Genomic DNA, 17,460 nt, shown 5'->3' with positions numbered 1-17,460 from the left:
GGTTTTAAGACTTTAACTCTGTACGGCTGCGGGACTGCCCGCCTCCTCCAGCGGAGCCTTGGCCTCGGCGTCCGCCTCGGACCCGCCGCGTCCTGCCAGGCGCTCGCGCCAGTTGGCCAGGACCGCCTGGTCCGTCGGAGGCGTGGCCAGGCTGACGATCAGGTAGGCGGCGAGGGAGGCCAGCAGGCCGTAGTAGACGGGCTCGTTGGCGAGGATGCCGTACTTCCACATCAGGGTGATGACCGCGAGGCCACCGACGACGACGGAGGACAGTGCGCCGTACACGGTGCCGCGCTTCCAGAGCAGCCCGCCGAGGATCGGGACCAGCAGTCCGCCGACGAGCAGGTTGTAGGCGACGGTCAGCGCCTCGATCACGTTGTTGAGGGCGATCGCGATGCAGATGACGGCGATGCCCATCACCAGGATGAAGATCCGGTTGCCCTTGACCTCGTCGTGCGCCTCGCCGTCGGCGCGGGAGGTGACGGCGCCACGCAGCCGCGACCAGATGTCGTTGTTGGCGACGGTGGCACAGGCGATCAGGGCACCCGAGGAGGTGGACATCACCGCGGCGAGCGCGGCGGCGAGGACCAGGCCCCGCACACCGAGGGGCAGTTCGTCCTTGACGATGGTGGCGAAGGCGTCGTCCGCGTTGGGCAGCTTCGGGTAGAGGACCTTGGCCGCGGTGCCGATCACGGCGCCGGCGAGCGCGTACACCAGGCAGTACGTACCGGCGACGGTGCCGCCCCACTTGGCCGTGCGGTCGCTGCGGGCGGTGAAGACGCGCTGCCAGATGTCCTGTCCGATCAGCATGCCGAAGGTGTAGATGAGGACGTAGGTGAAGATCGTCTCACCGCCGATACCGAGCGGCGCGAAGTACTCGGTGGGCAGCTGCGCCTTCATCTCGGCGAAGCCGCCGGCCTTGATCACGGCGATGGGCAGCAGCAGGAGCAGGACACCGATCGTCTTGACGACGAACTGCACCATGTCGGTCAGGGTGATCGACCACATGCCGCCGAGCGTGGAGTAGGCGACGACGATCGAGCCGCCGAGGATGATCGCGACGGTCCGGTTCATGTCGAAGAGGACGTCGAAGATCGTGGCGTACGCGATGGTCGAGGTGACCGCGAGCATCAGCGTGTAGGCCCACATCACGACACCGGTGATCAGACCGGCCTTGCCGCCGTAGCGGAGGTCGAGCATCTCGGAGACGGTGTAGACCTTCAGCCGCGCGATGCGCGCGGAGAAGAAGATGGAGAGGGCGAGAAGGCCGAGGCCGATGGTGAAGACCATCCAGGCGCCCGAGAGCCCGTACTTGTAGCCGAGGCCGACGCCGCCGATGGTGGACGCGCCGCCGAGCACGATGGCGGCCATGGTGCCGGAGTACATCGAGGGGCCGAGCCTGCGGCCCGCCACCAGAAACTCGCTCTTGGACTTGGCGCGGCGCATGCCCCACCAGCCCATGCCGAGCATGCCGGCCAGATAGACGACGATCACTGCATAGTCGACAGCCATCGGCATTCCTTTCGTCTCGTCCCCCGCGGTCCTCGGGTCAGTGCGCGGCACTGCTGTTGGGAGTCGACGGTAGGTGGCTGGAAAGGGACGCAGAAGTGTACGTTTTATCTGTTCTTCATCCCGCCGATGGATGGACTGTCCATGCCGGAGCCCGCAGCAGCCCCGCCCAACCCGCCCATCTCGCTGGCCTCACTGCTGGCCGACCCGGAGCTGGGGCTCCGCCGGATCGCCGGGCCGGACGACGAGGACGCCATCGCCATTCACATGGTGCACACGTCCGAGATGGCGGACCCCTATCCCTATCTCCTCGGCGGCGAGCTGCTGATGAGCGCGGGTGTCCTGCTGAAGGACCCCGACCGCTATGTGTCCCGGATCGTCGAGGCGGGCGCGGCGGCGCTCGGCTTCGGGGTCGCCCCGGTGTACGACACGGTGCCGCCCGAACTGATCGAGGCGTGCGAACGGCACGGTCTGCCGCTGGTCGAGGTGCCGCCGCGGACGACGTTCACGGCGGTCGCGCGAGCGGTGTGGCGGCTGATGGCGGAGGCCCGCCACCGTGAGCTGCGCCGGGTGACCCAGGCCCAGCAGGGCCTGGCCGCGGCAGCGGCCCGCCCCGACCCGGTCCCGGCGGTGCTGCACCAGCTGGCGGCGCGGCTGGGGGGCTGGGCGGTCCTGCTCGGCCCGGACGGCACCCAGCTTCACGCCGTCGGCCGCACGCCTGCCCCGGAGGCGGTGGCGGGCATCACGCGCCTGGCGCGCGTGGTCAATCCCCCGCAGCCGGCCGATACGACGGCCCCGGCGGGCACGTCCCGCACGGCCCCGTCGTCGGCGACGGACATGGTGATCTCACCGCCGCCGGGGATGTCCGGCGCGGAGGGCGCCGCGGCCGCGACCGAGCCCGCCGCCGGCGAGACCCGCCCCCGACGGGGCGGCGCCTCCACGGCAGGGGCTGCTTCCGTCGCAGGAGCTGCTTCCGAAGCCGCGGCTGCTGCGCCCGGCGCCGGTGCCGCTGCCGCGCGCGACACGGCCGGTCCCCGTGCCGGAAGGACCGGCGCCGCCTCAGGCGCAGAGGCCACCACAGGGAACCGCCCCCGCGCAGCGGGGGGCGCGGCAGGCGCTCCCTCAGCCACCCGGGCCTCCTCGGGAGTCCCCGTAGGCGCTGCCGGACCCGGAGCCCCCTCCGTCACGCATCTCTCCGCCTACGCCCTCGGCGGCAGCCAAGGCCTCGTTCTGGGACTTGCCGCGCCCGCCCGGGAGGCCGGCGATCACACCGTCGCCGGTGTGGCCGTGGTGCTGCTCTCGCTGCTCACCGCCCCGCACCAGGGCGCCGCCGCCACCCACCGGAGCACCGCGCTCGTACGGCTGCTGCTCGGCGCGAACCCCGCCGAAGCCGCCGGGCCACTCGGCCCCGGACCGTGGACGGTGGTCCGTGCGCGGGGCGGCCGGGGCACGCCCTTCGCCGCGGCCGCGCTCGGTGCCGCACTCGGCACTTCCCTCGTCGACCCGGACGCGGACGGTGACGTACGGATCCTGCTCCCGGCCGGCCGCGAGGTGACACCGCAGCCAGGCTGGACGCTCGGGGTGAGCTCGCCCGCGGGACCCGACGAGCTGGCGGCCGCCGACACCCAGGCCGCACGGGCGGTGCGCCGGGCGGTCGCCACGCGGGCCGCGCTGGTCAGGCACCGGGAGACCACTCTGTCCGGGCTGCCGTCGCCGGACGAGGCCCGGCAGCGTCTCGCTCCCCTCGGCGACTCCCCCGCGCTCGTCGAGACCCTGCGCACCTGGCTGTCCCTGCACGGCAGCTGGGACCGTACGGCCGCCGCGCTGGAGGTCCACCGCAACACGGTGCGACAGCGCATCGCGCGCTGCGCGGCGCTGCTGGACGACGACCTGGACGACCCGGATGTACGGATGGAGCTCTGGTTCGCGCTTCGGCACAGCTGACGCCGTCGGCGTCGGCCGGACGTCCGGCCATCTGGCGGGAGCCCATCAATGAGGCGTGACAAGGCTGTCGGGAAAAGCCAAGTCCCTTGACCAACAGCTGTGTTGGAATCCTGGTATGACGACCACCACTGTCGGACCGGCGCAACTCCCCCCGGACGAACCGGCCCAGCGCCTGCGGGCCGAGCTCGAGCGGCTACGCGACGAGGCGACCCGGCAGAAGGACCTCGCCCACCGGCGGGCCGAGTTCTGGGCCAAGGCCGACGTCGTCCTCGGCTTCCCCGCGGCCCTGCTGGCCGGCACGGCAGGTGCGACAGGACTGGCCACGGCAGACGCGCGCATTCCGGCGGCCCTGCTCGCCCTGGCGTCCGCCGGGTTCACCGCCGGGGCGGGATTCCTCCGGAGTGCGACCAGGTGCAGGGCCAACAAACGCGCCCGGCATGCGTGGGCCGCGCTGGAGGGGAGGGCCACGGTGAAGCTGGCACAGGAGCAGGTGGCCCCCGAGGATCTGGGTGAGCTGCTGGAATGCCGCCAGGCAGCACTTGCGGCCTACGACGGCGAGGACCCTCAGCAGGGGCAGCCGCCGCTCGCCCCGGGCTGAGCCGCGAGACGGCGCGACCCCGGCTCTGCGCGATCCGACATACGTCACGCAGCGTCCGGCCATGCGGGCCACGACGCGGCGTAGCCGGGCGTGGGCGACCGTGCGGGCGGCGAGCATGCCGGAGTCACGGCCGATCAGGCCGGCGGTCGCACCGGGCCGGACGGCTTCGACGTCGCCGGCGACGCGGGACACGGATGCTGCCCCGCCGCCGATGAGACAGCGGAGCCTGCCCTCCCGTCCGGCCCAGGTGAGCAGTCGCACCATGCCTGCCGCCCGGCCGGTCACTCGGCCACCCCGATCCCGCGGATCGGACGCATCGAGACACCGCGCTGTACTGCCGGCGCCGGGGGACGTGCTCATCCTCACTCTGGACAGGCCTGCGAACCGCCGGGTAACTTAAGACTGAGCAAGCGCTTAGACATCCAGGGTAACCACACAGTCACGAGGAGGCGTCCGTGCGCCGTACCGTTTTCAACGAGGACCACGAGGCGTTCCGGGAGACCATCCGGGCCTTCATCGAGGCTGAGGTCGTGCCCGTCTACGACGAGTGGTTCGCGGCCGGCCAGGCGCCTCGCGACTTCTACTACAAGCTCGGTGAGCTGGGTGTCTTCGGCATCAACGTCCCCGAGGAGTTCGGCGGCGCCGGCCTGGACACGCACAAGTTCGAGGCCGTGCTCTACGAGGAGACCTCGCGCGCGGGCGTGAACTTCGGCGGCTCCGGCGTGCATGTGCTGCTCGCCCTGCCCTACATCAAGATGCTCGCCGACGACGAGCAGAAGAAGCGCTACCTGACGAAGTTCGTCACCGGCGAGGAGATGTGGGCGCTGGCGATGACCGAGCCGGGCACCGGCTCCGACGTCGCGGGCATGAAGACCACCGCGAAGCTCTCCGAGGACGGCACGCACTACGTCCTCAACGGCGCCAAGACCTTCATCACCGGCGGCGTGCACGCCGACCGCGTGATCGTTTGTGCGCGCACCTCCGCCCCGCGCGAGGACGACCGCCGCTTCGGTATCTCCCTGTTCGCGGTGGACACCAAGTCCGAGGGCTACTCCGTCGGCCGCAAGCTGGACAAGCTCGGCCTGCGCACCTCCGACACCGCCGAGCTGGCCTTCGTCGACGTCAAGGTCCCGGTCGAGGACCTGCTCGGCGAGGAGAACAAGGGCTTCTACTACCTCGGCGCGAACCTGCCCTCCGAGCGCTGGGGCATCGCCTTCGGCGCGTACGCGCAGGCCAAGGCCGCCGTCCGGTTCGCCCAGCAGTACGTGCAGGAGCGCACCGTCTTCGGCAAGACCGTCGCGTCCTTCCAGAACACCAAGTTCGAGCTGGCCGCCTGCCAGGCCGAGGTCGACGCCGCCGAGGCGGTCGCCGACCGTTCCCTGGAGGCCCTGGACGCCGGTGAGCTCACGCCCGCCGAGGCCGCCTCCGCGAAGCTGTTCTGCACCGAGGTCGCCCACCGCGTCATCGACCGCTGCCTCCAGCTGCACGGCGGCTACGGCTACATGAACGAGTACCCGATCGCCCGCCTCTACGCCGACAACCGCGTCAACCGCATCTACGGCGGCACCAGCGAGGTCATGAAGTCGATCATCGCCAAGGACATGGGCCTGTAGGCAAGCTCTGTACGTTCCTTCCATGAGCTCAGCACTTGACGGTCTGCTCGATCTGCTCGACCTGGAGCAGATCGAGCAGAACATCTTCCGGGGCCGGTCGCGCTCGGCGATCGTGCCCCGTGTCTTCGGCGGACAGGTCGCGGCCCAGGCGCTCGTCGCCGCGGGCCGCACCGTGCCCGACGACCGCACGGCCCACTCGCTGCACGCGTACTTCCTGCGCATGGGCGACCCGGGCGCGCCGATCGTCTACACGGTCGACCGCATCCGGGACGGCCGTTCCTTCACCACGCGCCGGGTCGTCGCCGTGCAGCATGGTGCGCCGATCTTCCATCTCTCGGCGTCGTTCCAGACGTACGAGGAAGGACTCGAGCACCAGGCCGCGATGCCGCCCGCCCCGGCCCCGGAGACGCTGCCGACGGCGGCGGAGATCCTGCCGCGGTACAGGGACAGGTTCGTCCACCCCGACACGGTGGAGCGGATGATCGAGGCACGCGCCGCGGTCGACCTGCGGTACGTGGACGAGCCGCCGTACGGCGAGTTCGGGCAGCCCCGCGAGCCCCGCTCCCAGGTGTGGTTCCGCGCGAACGGCAAGCTCGCCGACGATCCGCTGCTGCACGTCTGCCTCGCGACGTACGTCTCCGACATGACCCTGCTGGACTCGGTGCTGCTCGCGCACGGCCGGGGCGGCTGGGCGGTCGGTGATGTGGTGGGCGCGTCCCTGGACCACGCGATGTGGTTCCACCGGCCGTTCCGCGCGGACGAATGGCTGCTGTACGACCAGGAGTCCCCGTCGTCGTCGGGCGGCCGGGGCCTCGGCCAGGCGCGGATCTGGACCCAGGACGGACGGCTCGCGATCTCGGTGATCCAGGAAGGCGTGGTCCGCGTTCCGCACACCTCGTCCTGACGCCCGGACGACTGACGGCGCGTACACGTCCGTCCAGGCAACCGCACCGGAGAGATGGCCGAGCACGTGCTTGACGAGTACGCCCCGGACGACATCGCGGCGGACGACGGCTCCGAGCGGATGAAGGCACCCGCGACCCGTACGGCCCGCGTCCTGTGGGTCACGGGCGGCATCGCGCTGATCGTGCCGGCCTTCGCCGTGCTCGTCGCCGAGCAGACGGAGGTCGCGGGCCTCGGGGGCGATACGCCGCTGTACCCCACGATCGCGCTGCGGTGCGCGGAGTTCGGCCTGCTGTCGGTCTGCGCGTACTGCGCCGTACGCGGCCGGTGGCGCGGCTGAGGGACCGGGCGGGGATCAGGCGGCAGGCGGGTGCGCGGTGATCACCACGAGGCCGGCACCGGCAACGGCAGCACCGCGTCGAGGGCGAAGCCGCCGTCCGGCGCGGGGGCTGTGGTGAGAGTGCCGCCGAGGGCCGCCGTTCGTGCCCTCAGGCCCGGCAGGCCCTGACCGCCGCCCGGCTCGGAGCGCGGGCCGGGCACGGACGGCGGACCGTTGCGGACGGTGATGTGCAAGGAGTCGGGTGCGCGGCGCACCGCGACGTCGGTCCGGGCACCCGGCGCGTGGCGGCGCACGTTCGTCAGTGCCTCCTGGACGATGCGGTACGCGGTGTGCTGGATCTCCGGCGGGCAGCCCGCGAGGTCCGCTCGGGCCAGGTCCGCGCGTACGCCCTCGCCCGCGGCCGCGACAAGTTCGGGGAGCTGTGCCAGGCCCGGGTTCTCGTGGCGGATCGCCTGGCGCAGGTCGGCCGCCGCGTGTCTGCTCAGCTCGCCCAGTGCCTCGGCCTCCACGCGGAAGCCGGGGGAGTCCGCCGCCGCTGCGAGTACGGTGCAGCGAAGGCTGATCAGGCTCAGGTGGTGGGCGGCTGTGTCGTGGACGTCCCGGGCCAGCCGCTCCCGTTCCCGTAGCGCCGCCTGCTCGGCGGCGTACCGGTGCTCGCGCTCCCGGGACAGGGCCAGTTCGGCGAGACGGGCGGCGAGTTCGCGGCGGGCGCGGCCGAGCAGGCCCAGCGCGGCGGGCGCAACCGCCAGCAGCCCGGAGAGCAGCAGGCCCAGGGTGATGTCCGGCATCGACCACGGGTAGCTGTCGAGGTACCGCCACGGCACGAACGACACCACGGCGACCGCCGCCGCGGCGGCGGCCACCTCGCGGCGGCGCCGTTCGGACATGGCGAGGGCGTGCAGTGCGGCCAGCGCCGGGATCCACAGCACACCGGTGGCCAGGGTCGGCAGGGCGAGGAGCATGATCGTGCGGGGGAAGCGGCGCCGCATGGGCAGTACGCCCGCCACGGTCAGCGCGGCGGGGAAGATCCAGCCCGGGAGCGCGGACCGTGTCGCCAGCGCCTCGGCCACGGCGGCGGCAACGACCACGCCCTCGACGGCCCACGTCCGGCAGGAGCCCGGCCTCATGGCGCGGCCGACCGGTGGACCACGGAGGCGAGTCCGACGCGGCTGTCGACGGCGAGCTTCCGTTTCAGCGCGCCGATGTGCGTCTTGACCGTCGTCACGCCCATGCCGAGATGCGCCGCGATGTCGGCGTTCGACAGCCCTGCCGCGATCAGCGCCAGCACTTCCCGCTCCCGCTCGGTGAGCGTGTCCAGGTGGCCGGGGATGACGGGCGGGTCCGGCAGCAAGGCCTTCGCCGCGTATCCGGCGAGCACGGCCGCGCTGCCGGGCGGCGTGCACATCACGCCGCCCGCGACGAGCAGCCGCACGGCGACGGCGAACAGACGGGGCTCCATCGTCTTGAGCAGAAAGCCGGACGCACCGCCCCGCAGGGCCCGGTCGAGGTGGTCCGCGGTGTCGAGGGCGGTGAGCATCGCGACGGCGGGCGGGGTGGGCAGGGCCTTGAGCGTGCGCAGCACGTCGAGACCGTGGGCGGACGGCATGTCGATGTCCAGCAGGACCAGGTCGGGTGCCAGGGCGCGGACCGTGTCGAGGGCGTCGGGCCCGTCGCAAGTGCCCACGACGGTGACCTGGTCGTCGAGGTCCAGGACCTGCTGCAGTGCGGTGCGTACGAGTTCCTCGTCGTCGACGACCAGGACGCGATCGGGCCTCAAGTCGTAGTGCAAAGGTCGTCCTGTGGTCTGAGCGATGTGGCGTCGACGGCTGCGAGCCTGGTTGCAGATCCTAGAACGCCACAAGCGCCACGGGGATCCCCCGGGGGCTTCGACCAACCCCCCGGGACCACGCACACCCGGAAACGCCGTCCGGCCGCCGAGCCGGCCGCCGAAGGGGAACGGTCCGGTGAGCGCAGAGCGGACGGCCGAGGAGGAACCGTTGTACGGCGGGTTGTCGTACGACGCGGCCGGGACCGCCGCCCGGGGCGAAGGCCCCGGAAGGTGAGCGCGCACTGTGGATCGCCGGCGGCGCTGTTCGCGGTGCTGCTGGGGGGCACGTACCGCGTGGTGCGCGGCAGCCGGCGCGAGTGGCGGCCCGGGCCGCATCACCGCGCGCGGTGATGCCGCGCGGCGGGGTCGCCGTCGAACGCCCCCGCCGGTCACCCGGCGGGGCTGAGCCCTTCCGAGTGACGTCCCCCATGGGTCACTCGGAGGAGCTGAGTCCCGCCGCGTCCAGCAGGTAGGCGGTCATGGGGTCGTAGAAGCGCGGGTCCGTGACGTGGTCGTCGAGCGGGACCGTCACCTGGAGGGTGCCCTCCGCCTCGCCGATGAACAGGGCGGGGTCGTTGCTGTCCGCGTACCCGACGGCGTCCAGACCGCGCTGGCCGGCGCAGCCCGCCCAGCCGTGGTCGGCGACGACAAGATCGGGCTGCGGTCTGCCCTCACGCTCCAGTCCGTCCAGGATCGCGGCCATCGGTGCGGGCGAGTGGGTGTGCCACAGGGTCGCGCCGCGCTCCAGCACGGCGACGTCCGCGAACTGGAACACCATGCCTTCGTCCGCCATCAGACCGCTCGGGATCCGTACGATCTCGCACCCGGCGGCCCGCAGCGCGGCGGCGGTCTCGCGGTGCACGTCCAGCAGCCCGCCGGGGTGCCCGGTCGCGAACAGCACGCGCTCCTGCCCGGCGGCGGCCTTGCGCAGCCGGGCCGCCATCCGCTCCAGGGCGTCGACGGTCAGCTCGGGGTCGATGGTGTCCTGACCATGCCGGTGCCCGGGGTCGTCGCTGACCCCGCACCGCTCGGCCATCACGGCCAGCACGTCCTGTTCGTCGCTCCACCGGTCGCCGAGCTCCAGCCCGAGCCAGTAGTGACGGTCGCCGTTGGCGAGCTTGCGGTAGTGGGAGAGGTTGTTGTCGCGGGGTGTGGCGACATCACCGGCAATACGGGTGCGGACGAGATGTTCGACGAGGGCGGCACGGCTGGGTATCGGCATGAGCCCATTGTGCCGTCAGGTGCGCGCACAGTACGCATCATCCCGAACGGTGGGACGTGTCGCGCCCGCCAGGCTACCGGTCGCCGCACCTTCGGCGGCCATGTCGCGGCCCGGGGCGGGGTGGCCGGTCAGAGCACGACGCGGTAGTGGGTGGTCAGGCGCCGGTCGTCGCCGGAGGACGTGGAAGGCGAGTCCGGGCGGCTGGTCGAGGTCGGCGGGGGCGTCGCCCTCCCAGGGCATGCGCAGGGTCCAGGTGACGGCCGGTCCGACGATCAGCGGGCGTCCGGCGAAGGTGGAGGCCGCCGCCGTGTGGGCGTGGCCGGTGAGAACCGCGACGACTCGACGCACACCCCCTTCGACGGCGTCGTCCCGGCCGGCTTCGAGGCCGACGAGGAACTCCGGCGGCGGGTCACCGGTGTGCGGCGGGCGGTCCGGGCATTGTTCGCACGCGCGGTGAGCCCTGCCCCGGCCAGTCCTGCGGATGCACGCGCCCTGATGCCGATGGAGGAGGCTCTGGCCCACCTCAATGCGGCTCCCGCACCGGAGTCCGTCGCGCCGCAGCTGGACCGGCCGCCCGGAGAGGCGCCCACGGTCCGGCTGCGGCCGGGCGAGGGCGATCCGGCCGTGCGGCTCGCGGCCGCGCTGGCCCGTGCCGCCATCGAGTTCCTGACCGGACCCGACCGGGAGCAGCTGCGGGCCTGTACGGCACCGCGGTGCGTGCGCTATTTCGTCAAGGGCCACGGACGGCAGGAGTGGTGCAATCCGTCCTGCGGAAACCGCGCCCGGGCGGCGCGCCACTACCGGAGCCGGCACACCGTGACCGACGGCGGTCCCGGGTCCTGACCGCCGGGGTGAGCGCGGCGGGCGCCGGCAGGAGCGAGCCGGCGGCGGCCACCCGCCCCGTACGGGGCGGTCGACGCAGCCGGCCCGTCGAACCGTGAGGCGTCAGCGCGCCAGGGCCGCGAACGCCCCGTGCGCCAGGCGGCGCAGCAGCGCCTCCGCCGCCGCCCGACCGGAGAGGCCGTCCCCCGTCGAGCCCAGGTGCGGTGTCGAGTTCAGCAGGCCGAACACCGCGTGGACCGCCGCACGGGCCTCCGATTCGGGGACCTGCGGGTGCAGGTCGCGCACCACCGTGACCCACAGCTCCACGTACTGCCGCTGCAGCTGACGCACCAGCTTGCGGTCGCTGTCCCGCAGGCGGTCCAGCTCGCGGTCGTGCAGAGTGATCAGCGGGCGGTCGTCGAGCGCGAAGTCGATGTGGCCGTCGATGAGGGACGCCAGCACCGCTTCCGGGCCCGTCGCCGCCTCCGCCACCCGCAGCCGGCCGCCGCTCAGGAGCCGCTCACTGATGCCGACCAGCAGCTCCGCCAGCATCGCGTCCTTGCCCGCGAAATGGCGGTACAGCCCCGGGCCGCTGATCCCGACGGCCGCCCCTATCTCGTCGACGCCCACCCCATGGAATCCGCGCTCGGCGAAGAGGCGCGCGGCCTCCTTGAGGATCTGCTCGCGGCGCGTCGGGGCCGAGGTCCTGGTGCTCATGAGGATTCATTCTAGACAGGGCGGTTAGCGGTCGTTAACCTAGGGGAAACACGTTAACGCTCATTAACCGAGCAAGGGAGCTCGAGCGATGCAGCAGGCACCAGTGCTGGCGAGCGCCGCAGACCCGGCGTCCCAGGCCTGGCAGGCCAACGAGGCGGCTCATCAGGAGCTGGCCGACGGCCTGCGATCCCGTCTTGCGGCGGCGCGCCTCGGCGGTGGCGAGAAGGCTCGCGCCCGGCACACCGCACGCGGGAAGCTTCTGCCGCGCGACCGGGTGGACACCCTCCTCGACCCTGGCTCGCCGTTCCTGGAGCTCGCCCCCCTCGCCGCCGAGGGGATGTACGAGGGGCAGGCCCCGGCCGCCGGTGTGATCGCCGGTATCGGCCGGGTCAGCGGCCGCGAGGTCGTCGTCGTCGCGAACGACGCCACCGTCAAGGGCGGCACGTACTACCCGATGACGGTCAAGAAGCATCTGCGGGCCCAGGAGGTGGCGCTGGAGAACCGCCTGCCGTGCGTCTACCTCGTCGACTCCGGCGGCGCCTTTCTGCCCATGCAGGACGAGGTCTTCCCGGACCGCGAGCACTTCGGCCGGATCTTCTACAACCAGGCCCGGATGTCCGGCGCCGGTATCCCTCAGATCGCCGCGGTCCTCGGCTCCTGCACCGCCGGCGGCGCGTATGTCCCGGCGATGAGCGACGAGGCGGTGATCGTTCGCAACCAGGGCACGATCTTCCTCGGCGGCCCGCCCCTGGTGAAGGCAGCGACCGGCGAGGTCGTCACCGCCGAGGAGCTCGGCGGCGGCGAGGTCCACTCCCGGGTCTCCGGTGTCACGGACCACCTCGCCGAGGACGACGCCCATGCGCTGAGGATCGTCAGGAACATCGTCGCCACCCTGCCCGAGCGCGGGCCCCTCCCCTGGTCCGTCGAGCCCGCCGAGGAACCCAAGGTCGACCCGGCCGGGCTGTACGGAGCGGTGCCGGTGGACTCCCGCACGCCCTATGACGTGCGCGAGGTGATCGCCCGGATCACCGACGGCTCCCGGTTCGCCGAGTTCAAGGCGGAGTTCGGGCAGACCCTGATCACCGGCTTCGCCCGGATCCACGGCCACCCCGTCGGCATCGTCGCCAACAACGGCATCCTGTTCTCCGAATCCGCCCAGAAGGGCGCGCACTTCATCGAGCTGTGCGACCAGCGCGGCATCCCCCTCCTCTTCCTGCAGAACATCTCCGGCTTCATGGTCGGCAAGGACTACGAGGCGGGCGGCATCGCCAAGCACGGCGCCAAGATGGTCACCGCGGTCGCCTGCACCCGCGTGCCGAAACTCACCGTCGTCGTCGGCGGTTCGTACGGCGCGGGGAACTACTCGATGTGCGGCCGCGCCTACAGCCCCCGGTTCCTGTGGATGTGGCCGAACGCCAAGATCTCGGTGATGGGCGGCGAGCAGGCCGCATCCGTGCTGGCCACCGTCAAGCGCGACCAGCTGGAGGGCCGCGGTGAGCAGTGGCCCGCCGAGGCGGAAGAAGCCTTCAAGGACCCCATCCGCGCCCAGTACGACACCCAGGGCAACGCCTACTACGCGACCGCGCGGCTGTGGGACGACGGCGTCATCGACCCGCTGGAGACCCGGCAGGTGCTGGGCCTGGCTCTGACCGCTTGTGCCAACGCCCCGCTGAACGACCGCGGCTTCGGCGTCTTCCGGATGTAAGGGACTGCTGTGACATTCAAAGGACAGCCGATGTTCGACACCGTTCTGGTCGCCAACCGTGGCGAGATCGCCGTACGGGTCATCCGCACCCTGCGGACGCTGGGCGTCCGCTCCGTCGCCGTGTTCAGCGACGCGGACGCCGGTGCGCGCCATGTCCGCGAGGCGGACACCGCCGTCCGCATCGGCCCCGCCCCGGCCGCCGAGAGCTATCTGTCCGTCGAGCGGCTGCTGGACGCGGCGGTGCGCACCGGCGCGCAGGCCGTCCACCCCGGTTACGGCTTCCTCGCCGAGAACGCGGGCTTCGCCCAGGCGTGTGCCGAGGCCGGGCTGGTCTTCATCGGCCCGCCCGCCTCCGCCATCTCGCTGATGGGCGACAAGATCCGCGCCAAGGAGACGGTGAAGGCGGCCGGCGTCCCGGTCGTCCCCGGCTCCTCCGGCAGCGGACTGACCGACGACGAACTGGCCGCGGCGGCCCGGGAGATCGGTATGCCGGTGCTGCTCAAGCCCTCCGCGGGCGGCGGCGGCAAGGGCATGCGGCTCACGCGCGTGGAGTCGGCACTCCTGGACGAGATCGCGGCCGCCCGGCGCGAGGCACGGGCGTCCTTCGGCGACGACACGCTCCTCGTGGAGCGCTGGATCGACCGCCCCCGCCACATCGAGATCCAGGTGCTGGCCGACGGCCACGGCAATGTGGTCCACCTCGGCGAACGCGAGTGCTCCCTCCAGCGCCGCCACCAGAAGATCATCGAGGAGGCGCCGAGCGTCCTGCTGGACGACGCGACGCGCGCCGCGATGGGTGAGGCGGCCGTCCAGGCGGCCCGCTCCTGCGGCTACCGCGGCGCGGGCACGGTGGAGTTCATCGTCCCCGGCAAGGACCCGTCCCAGTACTACTTCATGGAGATGAACACCCGCCTGCAGGTGGAGCACCCGGTCACCGAGCTCGCCGTGTCGATCGCGGGGGCCGGCCTGGACCTGGTGGAGTGGCAGCTGCGCGTCGCGGCCGGTGAGCAACTGGCCTTCACCCAGGACGACATCGCGATCACGGGTCACGCGATCGAGGCCCGTATCTGCGCGGAAGACCCTTCCCGCGGTTTCCTGCCCTCCGGCGGCACCGTCGTGCGGCTCCACGAGCCGCAGGGCGATGGCGTGCGCTCCGACTCGGGCCTGACCGAGGGCTCGGAGGTCGGCAGTCTGTACGACCCGATGCTGTCGAAGGTCATCGCGTACGGCCCCGATCGCGCGACCGCCCTGCGCCGGCTGCGCGCGGCCCTGTCGGACACCGTCACGCTCGGCGTCCCGACGAACGCGGGCTTCCTGCGCCGGCTGCTGGACCATCCGGCGGTCATGGCGGGCGAGCTGGACACCGGCCTGGTCGAGCGCGAGGCGGACGCCCTGGTCCCGGCCGGGGTCCCGGACGAGGTGTACGAAGCGGCGGCGGCGGTCCGGCAGGCGGACCTCGAGCCGGTAACGGCCGGCGGCTGGACGGACCCCTTCTCGGTGCCGAACGGCTGGCGGATGGGCGGCGAGGCTGCCCCGCTCGCCTTCCCGCTGCGCGTTCCGGGACTCGAACCCGTGACGCACACGGCCCGGCCGGGCGCCGCCCTCGTCACGGACGACCGTGTCTCCGTCGAACTGCACGGGGTCACCCACACGTTCCACCGGGCCGGTCACTGGCTCGGCCGGGACGGCGACAGCTGGCACGTCATGGACTTCGACCCGGTCGAGGCCGCCCTCAGCGGCGCCGCGCGCTCAGGCGTCGACACGCTGGCGGCACCCATGCCGGGGACGGTCACCGTCGTCAAGGTGGCAGTCGGGGACGTGGTGGCCGCCGGCCAGAGTCTGCTGGTCGTGGAGGCGATGAAGATGGAGCACGTCATCTCCGCCCCGCACGCAGGGACCGTGACCGAGCTCGATGTGACCGCCGGGACCACGGTCGCCATGGACCAGGTGCTCGCCGTGGTCACCCCGGACGAGCCGGAGCAGGAGGGGCAGGAATGACCGGCATCGAAGGACTGCCGATGGCCGTGCGGGAGCCCGGCCTGCCGCAGCGCGTCCGTATCCACGAGGTGGGCGCCCGCGACGGCCTGCAGAACGAGAAGTCGGTCGTGCCGGTCGAGGTGAAGGCCGAGTTCGTCCGCCGCCTCGCCGACGCCGGACTGACCACCATCGAGGCGACCAGCTTCGTGCACCCCAAGTGGGTGCCCCAACTGGCCGACGCCGAGCAGCTGTTCCCGCTCGTGCGTGGCCTCGGGGTCCGCCTTCCCGTGCTGGTGCCGAACGAACGCGGCCTGGACCGCGCCCTGGCGCTGGGCGCGCGCGAGGTCGCCGTGTTCGCCAGCGCCACCGAGTCGTTCGCCAAGGCCAATCTCAACCGCACGGTCGACGAGGCGCTCGCCATGTTCGAGCCGGTCGTCATAAGAGCGGTCGAGCAGGGCCTGAAGGTGCGCGGCTATCTGAGCATGTGCTTCGGCGACCCCTGGGAGGGCGCCGTCCCGATCGAGCAGGTCGTCCGGGTCTCCAGACGGCTGGTGGACATGGGCTGCGACGAGCTGAGCCTCGGCGACACGATCGGTGTCGCCACCCCCGGCCATGTCTCGGCCCTGCTCACCGCGCTGAACGAGGCGGGCGTGCCGACGGGCACGATCGCCGTGCACTTCCACGACACCTACGGTCAGGCGCTCTCGAACACACTCGCCGCGCTGCGGCACGGCGTGAGCGTCGTCGACGCATCCGCGGGCGGCCTCGGCGGCTGCCCGTACGCGAAGAGCGCGACCGGAAACCTCGCCACCGAAGACCTCGTGTGGATGCTTCACGGCCTCGGCATCGAAACCGGGGTCGACCTCGGCCGGCTCACCGCCACGAGCGCGTGGATGGCCGACCGGCTGGGCCGTCCCAGCCCCTCCCGTACCGTCCGTGCCCTCTCCCACAAGGAGTGACCCCCATGTCCCTTGACCACCGGCTCTCCGCCGAACACGAGGAACTCCGCCGTACGGTCGAGGAGTTCGCACAGGAAGTGGTCGCCCCGAAGATCGGCGACTTCTACGAGCGCCACGAGTTCCCGTACGAGATCGTCCGCGAGATGGGCCGGATGGGCCTGTTCGGGCTGCCCTTCCCCGAGGAGTACGGCGGCATGGGCGGCGACTACCTCGCCCTCGGCATCGCCCTCGAGGAGCTGGCCCGCGTCGACTCGTCCGTCGCCATCACGCTGGAGGCGGGTGTCTCCCTCGGCGCGATGCCGATCCACCTCTTCGGCACCGAGGAGCAGAAGCAGGAGTGGCTGCCGCGGCTGTGCTCGGGCGAGATGCTGGGCGCGTTCGGGCTGACCGAGCCGGACTGCGGCTCGGACGCCGGCGGCACCCGCACCACGGCCGTCCGCGACGGCGACGAGTGGGTCATCAACGGCTCGAAGTCCTTCATCACCAACTCCGGTACGGACATCACCGGCCTGGTCACGGTCACCGCCGTCACCGGCCGCACCCCCGAGGGCAAGCCGCTGATCTCCTCGATCATCGTCCCGTCCGGCACGCCGGGCTTCACCGTGGCCGCCCCCTACTCCAAGGTGGGGTGGAACGCCTCGGACACCCGTGAGCTGTCCTTCTCCGACGTCCGGGTGCCGGTGAGCAACCTGGTGGGCGAAGAGGGCCGCGGATACGCGCAGTTCCTGCGGATCCTGGACGAGGGCAGGATCGCGATCGCCGCGCTCGCCACGGGCCTCGCGCAGGGCTGCGTGGACGAGTCGGTCAAGTACGCGAAGGAACGTCACGCCTTCGGCCGCCCGATCGGTGACAACCAGGCCATCCAGTTCAAGATCGCCGACATGGAGATGAACGCGTACACCGCCCGACTCGCCTGGCGGGACGCGGCCTCCCGGCTGGTGGCCGGCGAGCCGTTCAAGAAGGAGGCGGCGCTCGCCAAGCTGCACTCGTCCACGGTCGCGGTGGACAACGCCCGTGAGGCGACCCAGATCCACGGCGGCTACGGCTTCATGAACGAGTACCCGGTGGCCCGGATGTGGCGGGACTCCAAGATCCTGGAGATCGGCGAGGGTACGAGCGAGGTCCAGAGGATGCTGATCGCACGGGAGTTGGGGCTCACCGGCTGAGCCGTACCCCTACTGCACCCCACTACTGCGCGCGGCTTCCTGACGGGGCCGCGCGCAGTCGCGTGTCCCGAAGTGCGCAGCGCCGCAGTGCCCTGACGCAGCCCCCTGCGAACCGATCGCGCGGTTCGCCGGCCCCTGCCTGCCCGGGGCAACGCCC

General features: G+C 72.1%; 15 protein-coding genes and 1 pseudogene. 10 read left to right on the top strand and 6 right to left on the bottom strand.

What is annotated here, in order from left to right; all coding sequences use genetic code 11:
• Positions 1-12 precede the first annotated feature (12 nt).
• Positions 13-1,512: a sodium:solute symporter gene (locus tag OHS70_RS24060; RefSeq protein WP_328400377.1), complete on the bottom strand. Its 1,500-nt coding sequence runs from the start codon at positions 1,510-1,512 to the stop codon at positions 13-15.
• Between the two features lie 141 nt (positions 1,513-1,653).
• Here OHS70_RS24060 and OHS70_RS24055 point away from each other — a divergent pair, with 141 nt between their 5' ends.
• From OHS70_RS24055 to OHS70_RS24035, 5 genes are all read left to right on the top strand, one after another.
• On the top strand, positions 1,654-3,453 hold the full coding sequence (locus OHS70_RS24055) for a PucR family transcriptional regulator (protein ID WP_328400375.1): 1,800 nt from the start codon (positions 1,654-1,656) through the stop codon (positions 3,451-3,453).
• Between the two features lie 115 nt (positions 3,454-3,568).
• A complete protein-coding gene (locus tag OHS70_RS24050) occupies positions 3,569-4,051 on the top strand; it encodes a hypothetical protein (protein ID WP_328400373.1) in 483 nt (160 codons plus the stop codon).
• Positions 4,052-4,506: 455 nt separating this feature from the next.
• The gene (locus OHS70_RS24045; protein ID WP_328400371.1) at positions 4,507-5,664 is read left to right on the top strand and encodes an acyl-CoA dehydrogenase family protein; all 1,158 of its coding nucleotides are present in this window, start codon (positions 4,507-4,509) and stop codon (positions 5,662-5,664) included.
• Positions 5,665-5,686: 22 nt separating this feature from the next.
• Positions 5,687-6,568, top strand: a complete 882-nt coding sequence (gene tesB, locus OHS70_RS24040; RefSeq protein WP_328400369.1) for an acyl-CoA thioesterase II — start codon at positions 5,687-5,689, stop codon at positions 6,566-6,568.
• 54 nt (positions 6,569-6,622) lie between these two features.
• Positions 6,623-6,907 carry a hypothetical protein gene (locus tag OHS70_RS24035; RefSeq protein WP_328400367.1) on the top strand — a complete coding sequence of 95 codons (285 nt, stop codon included), beginning with the start codon at positions 6,623-6,625 and terminating at the stop codon, positions 6,905-6,907.
• 41 nt (positions 6,908-6,948) lie between these two features.
• On the opposite strand, the gene OHS70_RS24030 is transcribed toward OHS70_RS24035, so the two are convergent.
• The 4 genes and pseudogenes from OHS70_RS24030 to OHS70_RS24015 all read right to left on the bottom strand — a co-directional run.
• A complete protein-coding gene (locus OHS70_RS24030) occupies positions 6,949-7,995 on the bottom strand; it encodes a sensor histidine kinase (RefSeq protein ID WP_328400365.1) in 1,047 nt (348 codons plus the stop codon).
• 35 nt (positions 7,996-8,030) lie between these two features.
• Positions 8,031-8,696, bottom strand: coding sequence for a response regulator transcription factor (locus OHS70_RS24025; RefSeq protein WP_328400363.1), 666 nt, complete (start codon positions 8,694-8,696; stop codon positions 8,031-8,033).
• 472 nt (positions 8,697-9,168) lie between these two features.
• Entirely contained in the window at positions 9,169-9,957 is a 789-nt protein-coding gene (locus OHS70_RS24020; protein ID WP_328400361.1) for a phosphatase, read from the bottom strand.
• Between the two features lie 128 nt (positions 9,958-10,085).
• A pseudogene (locus tag OHS70_RS24015) lies at positions 10,086-10,299 on the bottom strand (phosphodiesterase); the annotation flags it as partial.
• Here OHS70_RS24015 and OHS70_RS24010 point away from each other — a divergent pair.
• Entirely contained in the window at positions 10,273-10,800 is a 528-nt protein-coding gene (locus tag OHS70_RS24010; RefSeq protein WP_328400359.1) for a CGNR zinc finger domain-containing protein, read from the top strand. The pseudogene OHS70_RS24015 and the gene OHS70_RS24010 sit on opposite strands and share 27 nt — an antisense overlap.
• Before the next feature lie 102 nt (positions 10,801-10,902).
• Here the strand turns inward: OHS70_RS24010 and OHS70_RS24005 are convergent, their stop codons facing one another.
• The gene (locus OHS70_RS24005; protein ID WP_328400357.1) at positions 10,903-11,496 is read right to left on the bottom strand and encodes an SACE_7040 family transcriptional regulator; all 594 of its coding nucleotides are present in this window, start codon (positions 11,494-11,496) and stop codon (positions 10,903-10,905) included.
• A gap of 88 nt (positions 11,497-11,584) precedes the next feature.
• On the opposite strand from OHS70_RS24005, the gene OHS70_RS24000 reads away from it, so the two are divergent.
• Genes OHS70_RS24000 through OHS70_RS23985 form a run of 4 tightly spaced genes read left to right on the top strand, consistent with a single transcriptional unit; the run spans position 11,585 to position 17,303 of the window.
• Positions 11,585-13,201: a carboxyl transferase domain-containing protein gene (locus OHS70_RS24000; RefSeq protein WP_328400355.1), complete on the top strand. Its 1,617-nt coding sequence runs from the start codon at positions 11,585-11,587 to the stop codon at positions 13,199-13,201.
• Between the two features lie 30 nt (positions 13,202-13,231).
• A complete protein-coding gene (locus OHS70_RS23995; RefSeq protein ID WP_328400353.1) occupies positions 13,232-15,199 on the top strand; it encodes an ATP-binding protein in 1,968 nt (655 codons plus the stop codon).
• Positions 15,196-16,137, top strand: a complete 942-nt coding sequence (locus OHS70_RS23990; protein ID WP_328400351.1) for a hydroxymethylglutaryl-CoA lyase — start codon at positions 15,196-15,198, stop codon at positions 16,135-16,137. The genes OHS70_RS23995 and OHS70_RS23990 overlap by 4 nt, the downstream gene beginning before the upstream one ends.
• Positions 16,138-16,142: 5 nt before the next feature.
• Positions 16,143-17,303, top strand: coding sequence for an acyl-CoA dehydrogenase family protein (locus OHS70_RS23985; RefSeq protein WP_328400349.1), 1,161 nt, complete (start codon positions 16,143-16,145; stop codon positions 17,301-17,303).
• The last annotated feature ends 157 nt before the right edge of the window (positions 17,304-17,460 follow it).

The organism is Streptomyces sp. NBC_00390 (assembly GCF_036057275.1).
Lineage (GTDB): Bacteria > Actinomycetota > Actinomycetes > Streptomycetales > Streptomycetaceae > Streptomyces.
Note: the sequence above shows the minus strand (reverse complement) of the source record. Positions and strands in the feature narration are given on the sequence as shown.